Source organism: Geobacter sp. FeAm09 (assembly GCF_008330225.1).
Taxonomy (GTDB): Bacteria; Desulfobacterota; Desulfuromonadia; order Geobacterales; family Pseudopelobacteraceae; genus Oryzomonas.
Window position 1 is genome coordinate 2,274,813 of the sequence record NZ_CP042466.1, and the last position, 16,219, is coordinate 2,291,031.

9 protein-coding genes are annotated in these 16,219 nt (G+C 61.4%); 1 reads left to right on the forward strand and 8 read right to left on the reverse strand.

Annotated elements, in window-relative coordinates; all coding sequences use genetic code 11:
- Positions 1–70 precede the first annotated feature (70 nt).
- The 8 genes from FO488_RS10685 to FO488_RS10720 form a co-directional block, all read right to left on the reverse strand.
- A complete protein-coding gene (locus FO488_RS10685) occupies positions 71–1,411 on the reverse strand; it encodes a porin (RefSeq protein ID WP_149210556.1) in 1,341 nt (446 codons plus the stop codon).
- 242 nt (positions 1,412–1,653) lie between these two features.
- Positions 1,654–2,421, reverse strand: a complete 768-nt coding sequence (locus FO488_RS10690; RefSeq protein ID WP_149210557.1) for an energy transducer TonB — start codon at positions 2,419–2,421, stop codon at positions 1,654–1,656.
- A gap of 3 nt (positions 2,422–2,424) precedes the next feature.
- Complete coding sequence (locus tag FO488_RS10695; RefSeq protein WP_149210558.1) at positions 2,425–2,805, reverse strand: biopolymer transporter ExbD; 381 nt, start codon at positions 2,803–2,805, stop codon at positions 2,425–2,427.
- On the reverse strand, positions 2,786–3,226 hold the full coding sequence (exbB, locus tag FO488_RS10700; RefSeq protein WP_149210559.1) for a TonB-system energizer ExbB: 441 nt from the start codon (positions 3,224–3,226) through the stop codon (positions 2,786–2,788). Before exbB ends, FO488_RS10695 begins: the two co-directional genes overlap by 20 nt.
- Before the next feature lie 258 nt (positions 3,227–3,484).
- Positions 3,485–5,050 carry a ShlB/FhaC/HecB family hemolysin secretion/activation protein gene (locus tag FO488_RS10705; RefSeq protein ID WP_149210560.1) on the reverse strand — a complete coding sequence of 522 codons (1,566 nt, stop codon included), beginning with the start codon at positions 5,048–5,050 and terminating at the stop codon, positions 3,485–3,487.
- A 241-nt stretch (positions 5,051–5,291) separates the two neighbouring features.
- Positions 5,292–6,290 (reverse strand): peptidylprolyl isomerase, encoded by a 999-nt coding sequence (locus FO488_RS10710; protein WP_205743255.1) that lies wholly within the window; start codon positions 6,288–6,290, stop codon positions 5,292–5,294.
- A 302-nt stretch (positions 6,291–6,592) separates the two neighbouring features.
- A complete protein-coding gene (locus tag FO488_RS10715; RefSeq protein ID WP_149210562.1) occupies positions 6,593–7,504 on the reverse strand; it encodes a hypothetical protein in 912 nt (303 codons plus the stop codon).
- A gap of 450 nt (positions 7,505–7,954) precedes the next feature.
- Positions 7,955–14,659 (reverse strand): filamentous hemagglutinin N-terminal domain-containing protein, encoded by a 6,705-nt coding sequence (locus FO488_RS10720; RefSeq protein WP_149210563.1) that lies wholly within the window; start codon positions 14,657–14,659, stop codon positions 7,955–7,957.
- A 1,036-nt stretch (positions 14,660–15,695) separates the two neighbouring features.
- Between FO488_RS10720 and FO488_RS10725 the strand changes: the two genes are divergently transcribed.
- Positions 15,696–16,046: a winged helix-turn-helix domain-containing protein gene (locus tag FO488_RS10725; protein WP_149210564.1), complete on the forward strand. Its 351-nt coding sequence runs from the start codon at positions 15,696–15,698 to the stop codon at positions 16,044–16,046.
- Positions 16,047–16,219: the final 173 nt, after the last annotated feature.

Consider the following 16,219-nt stretch of genomic DNA (forward strand, 5'->3'; position numbering starts at 1 on the left):
AAACTATCTTCCCCGGCGGCATGAAAGCGGCGTGCGGACGGCCTGATGATACGCGCTACGCTGCCCTACCCTAGAACACCAGTTGCAACTGCACCCGGGCCTGATTGTCGTCCGTGGGCTGCATGACTACGCTTGTGGACTGGGATATCAGGTTTCTCTGCTTGTGGATGGCGGTGTAATCGGCCTGGAGCTTCAGGTAGTGTTCCCTGATGTACCAGGAGACCGCCACGCTGTTCTCGATCCAGTGGTCGTTGAGCGCCAGGGTGTTGTTGTTGATGTTCGGGTCCAGGTAGGCATAGCGATAGGCCACTTCAAGCGTCTTCGGGATGACCATGTAGCCGGCCTGGGCATAGAAACCCATGGCCCGCTGGCCATACTTGGATTGCTGGGCATCCCCCTCGCCCCACATATATTCGCCGGAGATGGAGAGCCCGCGCCATTTGAACGCCGCGTCCAGGCCGAGCATGCTGATGTTGACGGACTCGCCCGACAAAAGCGTACCCCGCTTGTTGAGGGCGAACCACCCGGCCTTGCTCTTCAGGTACCCCAGGCTGTTGTTGGAGGAGGTGCTGTACTCCGTCTCGGTGATGGTGTTGCGGTAATAATTGGCGCCGAAGGAGACCAGCGGTTTTTCCGTCTGCTCCAGATCAGCTTCCGTATTCTTCATCTCGCCGAAGGGATTGGCGGTGATGCGCGCGGACAACGCGTTGTTCCGGGTGGCGCGCACGTAGTTCTGCCCCAGCCCCCCGCTGACCGCCAGGCTATAGGTCACAAGCCCCTTGGGGAGCTTGCCGAAGAGGCGCACGCCCGTATCGTAGGTCGGCGCAAAAGCGGCCGTCACATGGGACACGTCCACGAATTGCAGGTCGGTGGCGGAAATCAGCCATTGCCTGCCGAACTGCACCTTCTCCTGGCCGGCGCGCACCTGAAGCTCGTCACGCCACTTATAGTTGATGAAGGCGTTTTCCAACAGGCCTCCGTTCTTCGTCGAGCCGCCGGCGATATTGGAGAAGTTCGCCGTCACGTTATAGGTAAGGTCCTTGGAGAAGGCGTGGCCGCCAATAACCAGCTTGGCCCGTTTCACCTCGAACTGGCTGGAAGTGCCTCCCGGGCTGGTGGTCATGCCTACGGAACTGGCTTTGTCATCATTGACATCGTCGGAATTCAGGAACGTGTACCGGGCTTGCACGTAGCCGCCGATGGTGGTACTGAAATTCCCGTCGGCCGTGGTCAGGGTGATCCCCTGCCCCGGCTTGTAGCTGACGGCGGGCGTACTCTTCACGATCCGCTTGTACTCCTCCTCCGTGATCATCCCCTTCTGCTTCAGCACATCCTCCAGGCTCTCCGCCAGGACGGTGCCGGCCTGGGCCATAACCGCGGCGGCACCCAACAGGATTACCAACTTCTTCATGTACTACCTCCTTTGTTGTGGCGTTCGCTCTGCGACGCCGTGGTAAATGCACAAAAGCTGCGCAAGCTATATAACTAATTACATAACGACAGACGCGAACCGGCCCCGTGGATACGTAAAAAAGGGGGGGAATGTTCCCACCACCACATGAAGGAGACCCCAAAATCGAGCCGGTGTTATACCGCAGAACAGCCATCACGAGCCGGGTGCCTGGTGCGTGGGCGCGGCAAGAGACTGCTGCGTCAGGTTTTAACGTCGAAATTTATGTCGACAATCAGCGGCATTTCGTTTGGAGGTTTCTCGAACGGTGCGCTGTCCCGGGCGGCCTTCAAGGCACTGGCGTCCAGGGCGGCATAGCCGCTGCTCCTTTTCACCCGCAGGGAACCGTCCTTGATCTGCCCGGATTCCGTAACCCAAAAGTAGATTTGGGTAACAGCCACGATCCCCATCCGCCTTGCTTCCTTGGGGTAGACAACATTGCTCCGGAGCCGTTTTGTTACCTTTTCTCCGTACCTTCTTTTCCGGTCCGCCTCCTGTTCCGCCGCCGTCCTGATGCTCTGCTGCCGCTGCCGCTCAGCGTCGGCGCCCGAGGTAGTCACCTGCGCCGCGGCCACGCTCTGCACCGCCACGGCCGCCGCCGGGGCGGGCTTGGTCTCCGGCTCCACCGGTTTGGGCTTTTCCTCCGTCTTGTGCACGCTGACCGGGCTCTCCGTGGCCACGGTGCGGTAGGTGACGGTCTTGGGGGGACGGTACGCCTCGCGCCGTTGCGGCGCGGCCTGCTGCGCCACCTTCTTTTCCGCCACCTGCCGGTCGGCCACCATACCGAACAGCTCGATCTGGAGCCGGGAGCGCATATGCCGCGCCGGCGAGTGCAGGCTGAACAGGATGAACGGCACGATGAGGCAGGCGTGCAGCAGCGAGGAAACAGAAAGCCACTGGCACATCCCGGAACTACTCCCATAGCGGGGCACGCCATCGCCCCCGCCGTATGAAGCTGGACACGTATTCATGGTTCACGTCCGATTCTTGGTCTGGACGGCCACCTTCTTGAAGCTCAACTGCTTCAGCAGGTCGGCCACGTCGATGAAATGCTGCAGGGTGATCTCCCGGTCCGCCCGGATGATGAAGCCGGTATCCTTGCCCAGGGGGGCCAGTTCGCCTCTCATGGAGTCCAGGGTCACCTGCTTGCTGTTGAAATAGATGCTGCCGTTGGCCCCCAGTTCGATGATGGCCGCCTTGTCCGTCTCCGCCGCACTCTTCGAGGCCTGGGGCAGATTGACCGGAATGCGGCCGCTGGCGATGAAGCTCGACGTGGTCAACACGATGGTCAGAAGCACCAGCATGATGTCCACGAACGGGATCACGTTCATGGTTTCAAAGGGTTTTTCGTCCATTGGCTATCTCCCATTGCAGCATCAGCACCTTGGCCTTGCGCAGCAGCGCGTTGTACAGCACCACCGACACCAGCGCCACCACCAGTCCCACCGCCGTCGCCTTCAGGGCCAGGGCCAGGCCGGTCATGATCTTGCCCGTGTCCATGGCCGCATCCTGCCCCATGTTGTAGAAGGTCAGCATGATCCCGAGCACGGTCCCCAGAAGCCCCAGGTAGGGGGCATTGCTCCCCACCGAGGCGATCACGGAGAGCTTCTCCGTCAGCACCAGTTCCAGGGACTTGATATTATCGAAATCCCCGACCTTCAGCTTGCGGTACAGGCCGTACCGCTCCAGCGCCACGGCCACCACGATCACGCTCAGGAACAGCAGCAGGCCGATAATCCCGTAATCGATCGTTCCCGACAACCACTTCACCATCATGTTCTATCCTTTCCTTTGGTATAAAATGCGCAAGATTTCAGGAAACACCCGGGAACTGCACGTTTTGCCCACCACCCCCTCTCCCCCGGAAGAGGGTGGCCGAAAGCCGAGTGAGGGGCGTATTGCCGGACGCAGGCATCGGGACGAATTGCCGTCCGCCAACCAGGGCGCATGCAATGCGCCCCTACGCCGGGATGGCCTGCTTGCCCGCCGAAACCGGATGCCCCCGTAGGGGCGTATTGCATACGCCCCATGGCATCAAAACGCCGCGCCGAACTGCAGCAGGAAACGGGTGCCCGGATCGTTGACGCCGCTGGTTTTCCCCACCGGCTGGGCCACCTGGGCGGTGCAGAACAGCTGCTTGTAGCCGGCGTAATACCCCACGCCGGCATCGCTCAGGATGTAGATATCGTTGGCGGCGTACTCCCCTTTTTCCGCATAGGCCAGGCCGTGATCGAAGAACGCCCCCAGGGAGTGCTTGTAGCCCCCCAGGGACGGCAGGGCGTATTTGACTTCCAGGTTCACCAGATAACCGTTGTCGAAACCGACACTCTCGGAATAGGCCTTGACGCCGCCGAGCCCGGAGATGAAGAACTGCTCGCTCGAATCGATGTTGGCCGCCGACAGCACCTGCTGCATCTTGAACGACGCCTTGGCGGAGATATCCTCGGTCAGTTCCAGGTTGGCGCCCAGCGCCAGGTCGAATTTGGAATAGATGCCTTTCGAATTGGCACCTTTGTTGTTCTGTTCCAGGGTAGTCGAGTCGGCGTCCGTGAACTCCACCGAACCGACGCTGAAGCTGGCGGTGGCATTGGTGAAGAGATGTTGGCCCAAGAGGCTGCCGTAGGCGTTCCTCTGCATGGCCACGGTCCCGGCAAAGCCCTCCCTCCGGTTATGGGTGGTTGCCGAGGTAAACCACAGATCGTCCCACAGTTTCTTGTAGGCGAAATTCACGGAGAGGTCGTAGGCCTCCTCGCTGGTTTTCCTGACCGGATAAAAGACGGTGCCTTCCAGGGAATCCGCCACGCCTACCGCGTTCAGATAGGAGTATTCGCCGCCGAGCTGGTAATTGGTCCGGGCCGCCGCCACTTCGCCGCGCAGGCCGTTACGGGCCAGGGGAAAGCCGTAGGCCAGCCGGGCGTTCCACAGGTCGGCGTCCTCGGTGATCATGCCGCTGACCGAGAGCTTGTCGGCGCTGCCGGTGGGCGAATTGAGGTCGATGCCGCCGTAGACGCGATTTCGCCCCGTGAAGCGCGACCCCTGGTTGTCCGCCATGAGGTAGCCGTTCACGCGCTGCCCGGCGGGCACGTTCACCTCGAAATCGGTGGTGCCCGGCAAGGTGCCCGGCGCCAGGGTGACCGTGGGGATGGCGCACCCCGGCAGGTCCCTGACCACCAGGATGGCACGTTCCAGACCGGCCTTGGTGACGACCGGAGAGGCATCATCCTTGGTGTTGTCGAAGACCCCCTGGAGGAACGAATCTCTCACCGGGGATTTGTTCTTCAGGGCAAAGGTGCCGTAGCTGCCCATGACGATCCTGATGGTCAGAACGCCGTCCCTGGCGTCCTGCTTGGGGATGTAGGCCTTGGCCACCAGGTACCCCTTGTTCCGGTGGAAGATGGTCAGCCTGTTGGCCGCCTCCGTGATCTCCGTCATGGTCAGATCCCGGTTCCGGTACGGCGTCAGCAGGGCCAGCAGTGTGGCCTCATCCCCCTTTTCAGCCCCTTCCAGCCGGAAATCCCTGATGAAGATCTTTTCGCCGTCGGTCATGGAGAACGGCTTCTCCTCTTCCTGGATAATGACCGGCTTGTCCGGGGCCGGCACCTCTTTTTTGGGCGGCGGGGGGGAGGAGTTGCCTCCTTCATGGCGCCGCCGATGTTGTAATCGGGGATCGCCGGAGTAGCAGGAGTCACCAGGGGCGCAGGGGCGGCGAAAACGGTGGATGCAGCGATGACGAGCGCCGGGAGAGTGAGTAACCGCCCTGCGGCTGCCGCCGGGCGACTGGAAAATTTGTGCATGGTGGTGGTCCCCTGTAGTTGGTTGGTATGCCGCGGCGGTGCCGCCCTCAGCTATTCTCCCCGGACAGGCGGATCTCCACCTTGGCCCGGTCCCGCAACTGCTTCACGAAGGGCAGCAGCTCCTTTTCCGTCTTTTCCTGCTTGAGCGTGGCCGCAATCCGCTCCTTCAGCTCGTCGAAGGTGGGGGTGAAGGCCGCCCTGCTCTCCATTACCTTGATCAGGTGCAGGCCGAAGCGGTCCTCCACGACGGCGGACACCTCCCCCACCTTGAGATTTTTGACCTTGGCGTGCATCTCCGCCGGCATCTGCTCCTGGGTAAACCAGCCGATGTCCCCTCCCCGGGTCCGGTTCTTGGCGTCGTCGGAAAATTGGGCCGCCAGGGCCGCAAAATCGTCGCCCCGGGCCACCCGTTTCTGCACCTCGGCGATCTTCTCCGCCGCCCCCTTCTTCTGTTCCGGGGCGGCGTCCTTGGCCAGGGCGATGAGCACATGGCTCAGGTGGACCCGGGCGGGCTGGGCGAAGCTCGCCGCGTTGCGCTCGTAATAGCCCTTGGCCTCCTCCGGCGTCACCGTGACCTTCTTGCCGATGGCCTCGTCGATCAGGGTGCGGATGGCGATCCCTTGGGCGATCTGCTCCCGCACCTGGGCCTCGCTCAGCTTGAGGCGCGCCAGGGTCTCGCCGTACTGGCTCTCGCCGGCGAAATTGGCCTTGTACTGCTGGTATTCCCGGTCGATGGTCGCGGCGTCGATGGCGATGTTCCGCCGCCGGCTCTCCTGGAAGAGCAACTCGCGGGTGATCATGTTGTCCAGGGTTTCCTGTTTCACCCGGGCCATCATGGCGTCATGGGCCAGCTTGGCCTTGGCCTCCTGCAACTGGGTGGCGCTTTCCAGTTCCTTCTGGTACGCCCCCATGGTGATGGCCGTGCCGTTGACCAGCACGGCCGCGGCGGCGGGGTCATCGGGCGCCGGTGCGGAGTGGCCCGGGATGGCCAGGCCCCAGGCGCACAGGGCCAGCGTCAGGAGCCTGGCGGCGATTGAACAGCACACGGTGAAACGGTTACGGCGTTCGCATCTGTCTTTCATTGGTACCTCGCATGTATGACGTAGTGAACCGGCAAAGGTCGCTCATTTTGGCGCTGCGGCGGAACCTGCGGGCCGGTGCCCGTAGACTCTGCCGAGGGGCCAACGCTGGGAGGGGATGACGGCGGCCCGCCGGAGAGCCGTTAACTCTGCCGACGGACCGCCGTCCTTCCCGGTGCCGGGACGTTCCCCGGAACGTCCCCTGTGTCCCGGCCCTGCTCATGCCGGGGCCGGGTGTGCTGCGTGTTTGTTCCAGCTACCCGGTTGTGCTAGATCGTACCGTAGCAGTGAAGGGGGAGAAAGGTGCTATTCCAGGTACCGGCGCTCATTTGGCCCTGGATGTAGCTATTGAGATTCGCCGCCACGGTATCGGACGGCAGGAGCAGGATTGCCTTCTGGTCCAATACATAGTTCGTGTTCGTAAACTCCACATAGGCGACACTGCTTTTTATGTTGCAGATCTGCGCCAGGGACACGAACCCGTTTTTGGTGGTACCACTGGTGGTTACGGCATCGAAGGTCAGATTGATGTTGGTGTACAGCGGGGAGACGACCCAGGTGGGGATCGTCGTGGGCATTGCGTTGGTGCCCGTCAGCGCCTCGATGCTGTTCACAATGGCATGCGCCTTCACCCCATAGGGGGCGCCGGCATTGGCAATGGCCGTGGAGCCTGCGGTGGTGGTATCGGCGATTGTATATGCGCTCAGATCCGAGCCGGTCAGGGTTGCGTAATAGCTGCTGTGTTTGTCGCTGGCCGCAAGGTTGGAGATCAGGTTATCCACCGTGCGCGAGGTGCCCCTATAGGTAAAGTATACGGGTACCCCTTTGGCATAGGAATACGCTATGCGGGGGGAAGTGGTATCATAATAATTTGCCGTCGTATCGGCGGCAAACAGCATGCTGTAGAGGTTCGAATTGGCGTCGATCTGGCTCCTGAGATTCGTAGTGGAATCGTTGCAAATAGTGATGGCCGTGTCGGCCCCATCATCCGTCAGTTGAAAGGCGTCCACCATATCCTGGGCCGGGGTCGTAAAGTTGGAGGCAACAGCTATTGTGGTGGTATATTCCCCGGTCCCGACGGTTCTGGTGACGCAGGAAGTGGCAGCCCAGCCGCCCGAGGCGGTGAGGGCAAGAACGGCAGCGGCCATGCAACAGGAATGAAGTGTTATTTTAATGCTCATTGTTAGTCCTCCATGTTTATTCGGGTTATGTTTCACCTTTGTCTGATTCCACTTCTGCCATAAGGGGCCGGGGTTCCCTCATGGCAACCTTCCCGGCGTGGATCGGGGGACCTCCCCTTCGGTTGCCGGGTTCCTCGCCTGCGGCGTCGGGCCGCAGATGCCGGTTTTCTTTTGCGGGCTGGTTCGCCCATCACCCCCTTTCGCCGTGGTCCGTGTACCTCGGGGCCGATGCCCTCAAGGCCCTGTTTCCCGGCCGGGAACGCCGGATCAAGGGGGAACGTAGTGGCAGCGGCCGCGCGCACCAGGGGGACGGGTACTGCCCGTTCCTCCATGTCCCCTGTCGCGCGCCTCCCCCTCTGCTATCCGGATGTGCGCCACCCCGGGGGGCCGGCCCCGGGGTCGTGTTCCCGGCCGGGAACCCTGGCGCCGCACCGTGCGGCGCACTCGCCCTTACTTCTTCTTGTCCTTCGCTTTGTCGCGCAGGTCGTACTGCACCCCGTCAACGTTGATGGAATCAATGTCCGCCGAGTAGCTGGCCGAGTCGGCGTACTCGATCTGGTCTTCGACGGACGCGGCGGTCAGGGGGGCATCGGCCTGGGTGGCAAGGCTTGCCGTACGCTTCACGCTCTGCACCGTCTGCCCCGAGGTTTGGCTCCCCTGCGCGGCGGCTTCTCCGGGCAGGGCCTCGCGGGCGGCCTCAATGGCCGCTGCGGCGGCGTCGGCACGGTCCTGGAGCACCTGGTTGATGGTGCCGTCGACATAATGATCGGCATCACTCATTTGCGTGCTGGTAAGGCCTTCATTTTTGTCGCCCGTGACTTGCCCTCCGCTGCCGGCGGCCGAGTTGTTGCTGTCGCCATTCCAATAGTTGTTGTCGCCCGTTGCATTGCCTCCGCCTATCAGGCCGCCGACCTTTGTCGCGCCGTCGCTGCCGATCACGAAACCGGCGGAATAGGAGTTATCGATGGTCGCCCCGGTCGCGAAGCCCGCCAGGCCGCCGACCCAATGCGCCCCGGTTATAGTGCCCGTGGTGTGGACATAATTGAGGGCGGTGTTGGTCATGTACCCCACCAAGCCCCCCACGAAGCCGGTTTTCGAGTAGCCGGTGACGTTGCCGGTGGCGTAGCTGTTAAAAATGCTGTTGCTGCCGTTACTCCGGAGCAGCCCGATCACCCCCCCCACGTAATCCACAAAGTCGCTGGCCACTACGTTGCCGGTGGCATAGGAGTCGGTGACGGTCAGGGAACCGGTACCGGAAGTTTCCGCCGTGCCGATCAGGCCGCCGGCTCCGTTATCCACACCATGTTGTTTGTCTAAGTCCGTACCCGTGGCCGTGGCCTCCACGTTGCCGGTGGCGTGGCAGTTGGCGATGGTGGTGCCGTCGGGGTCAATGGCGAGATATCCCACCAGGCCGCCGACATTCGACTTGCCCGACACACTCCCCTTGGCAAAGGAGTTGACGATGTAGCTGCCGGTGGAGTCGTCGTTGCCGAAGAAAGACCCGACCAGCCCCCCCACGTTGTAGCCCGTGCCGTTCCCCACGGTGCCGGTGGCGTAACAACTTTCGATGTTGGTACCATAGACGGTCCCGATCAGGCCACCGGTGCCGTTCGTCACATCCCCAGTGGCGTGGCAACTCGTCACGGTGGAGGCGCTTGTCCACCCGATCAACCCCCCGCCCGTCGAACCGTCGGCATCGGAATATGAATAGGAAATGGTGGAGCCCGTGACGTTTCCGAGCAGCCCCCCTGTCCCACCATTTACCTTGCCCGTGGTATAGGCATGGCTCACCGTGCTGTCGGTAACCGTACCGGCCAGTATGCCGCCCGCCCCGGAGGCATCGGCATTGACCACGCCGATATCCCGGATGGTGCTGGCGGTGGCCTGTCCTATCAGGCTGGCATAATCAGTACTGGAAGTAGAGATTTTCAAGTTACTGATGGTATGTCCCAGCCCGGCCAGGGTGCCGGAGAACGCGGCGATAGGCGAACTGCTGTAGGTGGTGCCCGACGCATCAAGGTTCTGTGCCAGGGCGAAGGAGCCGGTGGCCGTGCCGGTGGCGTCGTCCAGGGCCGCCAGGTCGGCCATGCTGTGGATGAGCGTGTAGCTGGTGCCGTTCATGGCCAGCTTGGCGTTGGCGCCGCTGAGGGTAATGCCGGCGTAGGTGGTGCCGCTCGGGGCCGCGTTGGCCACCGGGATGCCGTCCGCATCCAGCACCGCGCCGCTGTAGCTGGCCGGGGTGAGGATGCTGTAGTCGCCCCCGTAGTTCATGGCCAGGGCGGCATTGGCGCCGGTGAGGGTGACGTCCGCATCGATGGCGATGTCGTTGCCGGCGGTGAGCGCCAGGGTGGCGTTGGCGCCACTGGCGGTGATGGCCTTGCCGATGACGATGTCGCCCCCGGCGGCCAGTGCCAGGGCGGCGTTGGCGCCGCTGCTGCCGATCGTTCCATTGACGGCGAGGTCGCCCCCCGTGGCGGTGAGGGTCAGCCCGCCGTTGGCGGTGATGGCCCCGTTGACCGTGACGGCGTCGGCAGCGGTCAGGATCAGTGCCGAGCCGTCGCCGGTGGCGGTGAGCGGGGCAGCGACGGTGATGTCGCCCCCGGCTGCGGTGAGTGCCAGCCCGGCGGCGGTACCCGTGGCGGCAATGGCCTTGTTGACGGTGATGGCGTTAGCGGCGTTGAGGGCCAGTTTCGTGTCCGCCGTCCAGGCCAGGGCATCGTTGACGGTGATGTCGCCCTTCGTCGAGGTAAGGATAAGATTGCACAATGCCAGTTCGGCATTGACAAGGGTTCCGGTGAGGGTTCCGCCGCCGCCGATGGTGATGCTGCCGTCCTGGGTCCAGAGCCAGGTGTCGGCGGCAACCGCCAGGCCGCTGGCGGCGGCGACGGTCGCGCCGGCCGTCTCGATGAGCCCGCCCGTGGCGGTGAGCGTTCCCCCAACCGTGGCGGTGCCGTCCAGCCCGGAGAAGGCATAGCCGGCCAGGCCGGTGTCGGCCGTATTCAGGGTGAGGGTCATTTGATCCGCCGAGGCCAGCAACACCGTGCCGTCGGTGGCGGTCACGCTGCCCGAGGCGGTGACCCCGTTGTTGCTGATCAGGGCCAGGAAACCGCCGTCGGCGATGATGATGTCGCCCTTGGCGACCACCGAGCCGCTGGTGCTGCCGGCCACGGTAAACACATAGTTGCTGTTGAGAAAATCGGCGTCGGTCAGTTGCAGGGCGCTGGCCACCAGGCCGGCCGTATTGACGGTGGAACCGGCCGCGAAGAGGATGCCGTTGGAATTGATGAGGAAAACCCGGCCGTTGGAGGCGAGGGTGCCGTTGATCACGCTGGCCTCATAGCCCACGACCCGGTTGAGCACAATGGCGGTGGTGGAGGGCTGGGCAAAGGTGACGGTCTCACCGGAAGCGATGTTGAAGCGGGTCCAGTCGATGACCGTCTTGTCCGTGGAGGTGGTGACGGTGGTGTCGGTGCCGCCGTTGGCGTTGGCGGCCGTGGTGATGGTGGCCGTGCCGCTGGCCACCGAGTTGAGGATCAGGCTGGCGCCACCCACGATGACGTATGAAACGGCGGCGCTCCCCGCCACGGTGTAGTTGGGATTGCTGACCGTGAGGCCGCTGGTGTCCGTAAGCGCGTAGGTGGAACCCGACGTGGGCGTGGTGGAGACCGTGGCCGTACCGCCGAGGGTGACCGTGTCGCCGGCTACGATATTGGAGGCCGTGAGATTCCCCGCCGAGATCGTGGTGACGCCGTCGTCTCCCTTGATGCCGGCAAGCGCCAGCACCAGGGGGTTGATGGTGGCCGTGGTGGAGAGCGTCGAGGTGGTGCCCAGGGTGTAGTTGCCGCCGTCCGTGCCGCCGAGGGAGAACCCGGAGACGGTGACCGCCTTGTCGGTGCCGGCGTTCTTGTCGGCAAAGGAAGCGCTGTAGCCCAGGGTGACCGTATCGCCCGAGAGCACGCCGGACAGGATGGAGGAGACCGTGGCGGTGGTGGTGCCGTCATAGGTCTTGTCGTTGCCCGTGACCGAGACGGTGATCGTCTTCTTTTCGATGCTCGCCGTGGTGGTCGTGGTGGTGCCGTAGACGTAGTTGCTCGCCTTGCCGGTACCGTCGCCCGCGGTATAGGCAACGGTGACCGTCTTGCCGTCGCCGGCGTTCTTATCGGAAAAAGTCGCTGTGGATGAGGTGGTCAGGGTCTGATCCCCCACCAACCCGGACAGAACCAAGCTCGTCAGAGTGGCCGTGGTGGTGCCGTCGTAGGTCTTGTCGGCGACCGTGGCCGTGGCGGTCAGGGTCTTGGGGGTGACCGTGACGATCCCCGCGATGTTGGAATAGGAAGCTGAGGTCAGGACTTCCGAGGCGTCACGAGCGCCCGCATCCACGTAGCCTGCGTCCGTGACCACGGCAAACGGGTTGGTCGCGGTGGCGGCTATGTTGTCGATGCCGCTTAAAGTAAGTGTTGTTCCAGAGTAGTATCTCAGTCCTCCCCCCTGGAGGCCGGACGCAGCCAGCCCAAGGGTGGCGATGGCTGCGGTGGCGCTGCCGTAGGTGGCGGCACTGGTGGTGGTGACATACACCAGCATGTTCTTGAGGATCGGGTTGCCCGCCGTGGACGCCCCCCAAATGTCCGGGTCGAACCCGGCATAACTGGCTATGGAGGTGGCGGCGACATAGGTGGTCAGTTGGGTTAACCCCGACATGGCGGTTTGGGTGATCGTGGTCGCCCCGGAGGTCTTGGTCAGGCCGTACCAGTAATCGTCCGTGAGGGTGCCGGTATTGGTGCAGACGAACCCGCACCTGGTGGCGTTGGTGGTGTTGGGTGAATAGGTGGCGGCGTAGGAGTTGCTGATGGCGCCGTTATTGATGTAGGCGAACCCGGCGAGCCAGGTAACTGCGGTGCCGCTTAGGAGGGTGGTGTAGGCGTTGGTAATGGTGCCGTCATTCCGGTACACGAATCCGGCAAGTTTCGGGCCTTTGCTGGAACTGTCGCCGGTTACCATTGCGCTATAGCTCTGGTCGATGGTGCCGGTGTTCAGCCCCGCAAAACCGCCGGACGTCGAGTAGGAGTCCGTCAGGTTCACCCGCAGAGTGGAGTAGGACCGTTCGATGTCCCCCTCATTCTCCCCTACGAAGCCCCCTACATAGGTGATGCCGGTGGCGCCGGTGGTGTTTAAAACATAGTACGAGTTGGCAACTCCGCGTGCCGAGCTATCGATAATCTTGCCGGAAGTTTCGTTGATCCCCACCAGGCCGCCGGCGATGTACGATGCGTAGACGATGCCGGTGAAGTAGCTTTGCGCGATCAGGCCGTAATTGCTGCCCACCAGGCCACCGGCGGTGGAAAACTCAGACTTGCTCGTGGTACCGATAGTACCGGCGGCAAAACTGTTGACGATAGAGCCATAGTTGTAGTCAGCCAAGAGCCCAACCGAGTCCATTTTTGTGCCGGAGCTAAGAATAGAGTCGGTTACTATACCCAGATTGCTGACTATGGAACCGCCGGAAATTTTGTGGATCAGTCCCCCATCAGTAGTCTGCAGCCTGCTGACGTAATGGCCGAAGCCGTTGAGATTACCCGTGAAGGTATCGATGCTAGTCCACGAAGCGTAGCCGGCGACCTCTGTATAAGCTATGTTGCTGCCCAACACATAATTGCCGTCAGGATGGGCCTGGATGTAATCCAGCCCGTAGGTGGCCACGCTGCCGTCCGTATTATAGGTGGTAGTCAGGGCGTTGATGACGATGTAGTTCGCGCCGTTCATAGTCACGGTGCCGGTGCCGCTGAAATTGATCTTGCCGGTGTACGCGCCGTTGGTCGCGCTCTGGATGGTGTAGAGTCCGTAGGGGGTGCCGTCGCTGTTGCCGGTGCCGCTCGTCGTGGTGGTCGGGTTGCCCGAGCTGTCCAGGACATGGCCGTAATTGGCGGCCAGGCTGGCCGAGCCGGTGGCGGTCATGGCGGCGTTGACGTAGATGTTGTTGGTGGCGTTGAGGGTCAGGGTGTTGGCCGACCAGGAGACCGCCGCGTTGATGTCGATATCGCCGTCCGTGCCGGTCCCCGAGGTAGAGGAGATTGTCACGTTGCCATTGGCCAGGGCGTTGGTGAGGGCCGTGGCGGTCATGTCGCCATCGGCGCTGGTGGTGCCCACGGTGAAGCCGTCCGGGTCGATGAGCCAGGTGCCGTTTTTGCCCATGGCCGATTTGGTGGTGATGGTGGCGCTGTCCGCGATCTTGACCGAATCGCCGCTGGTCTCGATCAAGCCGCCGTCGCCCGCCGTGGGGGCCGAGGCGTCCAGGGTGCCGGCTACGGTGGTGGTGCCGCCATAGGCGTGGAGGTTGATGGAGCCTTTCAGGTCGTCCACGGTGCGGGCCTGGATCAGGCCGCTGTTGTTCACCTGGGCCGACAGGAGTTCGTCCGCCGCCTTGGCCGTGAGGATGACCGTGCCGCCGTCGGCGTAGATGGCCTCCTTGTTCTCCACCAGGGCATCCAGGGTACCTTCATCCACGGTGACGCTGGCCAGGGAGTCGCCGTTGAAGTTGAGGGTGATCTTGTCGCCGCTGGCCAGGGCCACGGTCCCTTTGGTGGCGGTGATAACCCCCTGGTTGGATACGGAATTGCCCAACATGGCCACGTAGCCGCCGTCCGAGGCGGTGATGGTGCCCATGTTGACCACCGAGCCGGTGGAGCCGTTGGCCTTGAACACGTAGTTGCCGGCGTTGAAGTCGGCGTCCGTGATGTTGAGGGTACTGGCCACGAATCCGGCGGTGTTGACCGTGGAGCCCTTGGTCATCAGGATGCCGTTGGAGTTGATCAGGAAGACCTTGCCGGTGGCGTTGAGGGCTCCCTGCAACACGCTCGCCTCGTTGCCGATCACCCGGTTGAGGGTGATGGACGAGGTGCTCGGCTGGTTGAAGTTGACCGTTTCCGTGGGCGCGGTGCTGAAGCTCGTCCAGTTGATGGTGGCCGTGTTGGTGGATTGGTTGACGTTGGTAACGCTGCCGGATTGGCTGATGGCCGCGCTGCCGCTGGTGACCACCCCACCCGTGGGCGCCCCGTAGACCGTGCCGGTCGCCAGGAGCTGGCACCCCCACAGTGCAAGGACCAGCCGGGCCGTCACCTTCGTTCCCCATCCCCGGCCATGCCAGGATTTCACATGCATCTTGCTCTCCTTTCAGGAACTGTCGTTACTGGTTGTAAGCGAGACTATTCGGCAAAGATGGAAACTCGGAAGCGATGCCGACGGCACGGGAGGCCAGCCGCATGTCGTTTTCCCTTGGGGCCGGCGTAGCTTCGGCGCAGCCTCCCGCAGGGGGACGGCACACATGTTATAAAACTATCTATATAACGATAACCACGCACTTCCCGGAATGGACGCGAAAAGAGGGGGGCTAACGCTCCCCCATCGCAGGGAAGGGTGTTATGGATGAATCCGGAAGAGACGGAAAACTGCGTAGAAGTGTTGCTCATCGGAACGGCACGTGCAGCTTCCCCTGGCAGTTGGCGGACCGGGGAGACCGGGACAAAGCGGCGGCGTTGCCTGCAATGAAGGAGCGGCGGATAATGCGGGCGGCGCACACATAATATAGTCTACCACATAACGCATGGCAGATATTTTCAGTGCAATGTTGAAAAGATGGAAAAGTTCGGCCTTTCGATGTATACCTTATTACATAATGCATACCAAAATGACAAAATAATAGCAACTACCTGTTATATAAGTCTTTTATACGTTTCACGTTATATACTCACATGACCAAATGTTTTCATATTGATTTTACTGCCCGCATAATGTGCAGTAAATATTCGTAATTCGAGCCTCCGCCAGAGGGGCGAGTCCGGGATATTCATTAAAAGAAGAGGTATTTTAATCATTTCCAGGAAAATTATTATTTTGATAAGCCATTTTATCATATTGATAGTCTGCTGCCTCTTCAAGAAGCAGCCTGCCTAAAAAAGATCAACCGCCGGCAGCAGAGGCTCCCCCGCCTGTTGGCACCCGAAAAGCAATTCATTTAATATAAATGCCGGTCCTGGTCGCGCCGGGTACATACAGGCGCAGACGTTCTCATATTCGAGCGGTTATTGAATGCTCGGCAAAATTGGGGTGAAAACCAACTACACGGGCAAAGAAACGTAATAAAAAAGCGATATTGTGCCATTGACAATAAAACAACCGGTGCTGTACCTTCACATCCATGCAAAATGAAATAACGCCATATGATGGTTCCCAAAAACTTCAGGTCTGTGCCAAAGTCTGGTTTGAGTTGGATGGCCGGAGAGTATTCGGCGAGGGGCGGGCAAAGCTGCTTCGCCTGGTGCAGGAAACGAAATCCATTAACCTCGCTGCAAAGAAAAAGGGAATATCGTTCCGGCGGGCATGGGGGATAATTAAGGAAATGGAAGAGATCCTGGGCGTCACGCTCGTGGAAAAAAGAAGGGGCGGGGTTGGTGGCGGCATGGCAATCGTTACGCCAAAAGCGCTAGAATTGATCGAGAGTTACGAAAAGATCAACACTGAATTCAAACGTTCCATGCAAAAAAAATAAGAGACCGCCAATTTTTTTCTTGACCGTTATGCACCTTAGGCATAACGTAAGACGAAATATAACTATCGACATAACGGCAATGGGCATTCCTTACCTCACCCGGACAGTGCAGAAGAAAACCGGGCAACGGGGCGCCGTAAACAGCGCTACCCCCCTGTTTGCCCGTGTCCGAT

What these genes read in the sequence shown, in the direction of transcription:
- FO488_RS10690 (WP_149210557.1), bottom strand. Translation starts at nt 2,421, where the DNA reads ATGAATACGTGTCCAGCTTCATACGGCGGGGGCGATGGCGTGCCCCGC.
- FO488_RS10715 (WP_149210562.1), bottom strand. Translation starts at nt 7,504, where the DNA reads ATGAGCATTAAAATAACACTTCATTCCTGTTGCATGGCCGCTGCCGTT.
- FO488_RS10695 (WP_149210558.1), bottom strand. Translation starts at nt 2,805, where the DNA reads ATGGACGAAAAACCCTTTGAAACCATGAACGTGATCCCGTTCGTGGAC.
- FO488_RS10720 (WP_149210563.1), bottom strand. Translation starts at nt 14,659, where the DNA reads ATGCATGTGAAATCCTGGCATGGCCGGGGATGGGGAACGAAGGTGACG.
- FO488_RS10685 (WP_149210556.1), bottom strand. Translation starts at nt 1,411, where the DNA reads ATGAAGAAGTTGGTAATCCTGTTGGGTGCCGCCGCGGTTATGGCCCAG.
- exbB (WP_149210559.1), bottom strand. Translation starts at nt 3,226, where the DNA reads ATGATGGTGAAGTGGTTGTCGGGAACGATCGATTACGGGATTATCGGC.
- FO488_RS10725 (WP_149210564.1), top strand. Translation starts at nt 15,696, where the DNA reads ATGCAAAATGAAATAACGCCATATGATGGTTCCCAAAAACTTCAGGTC.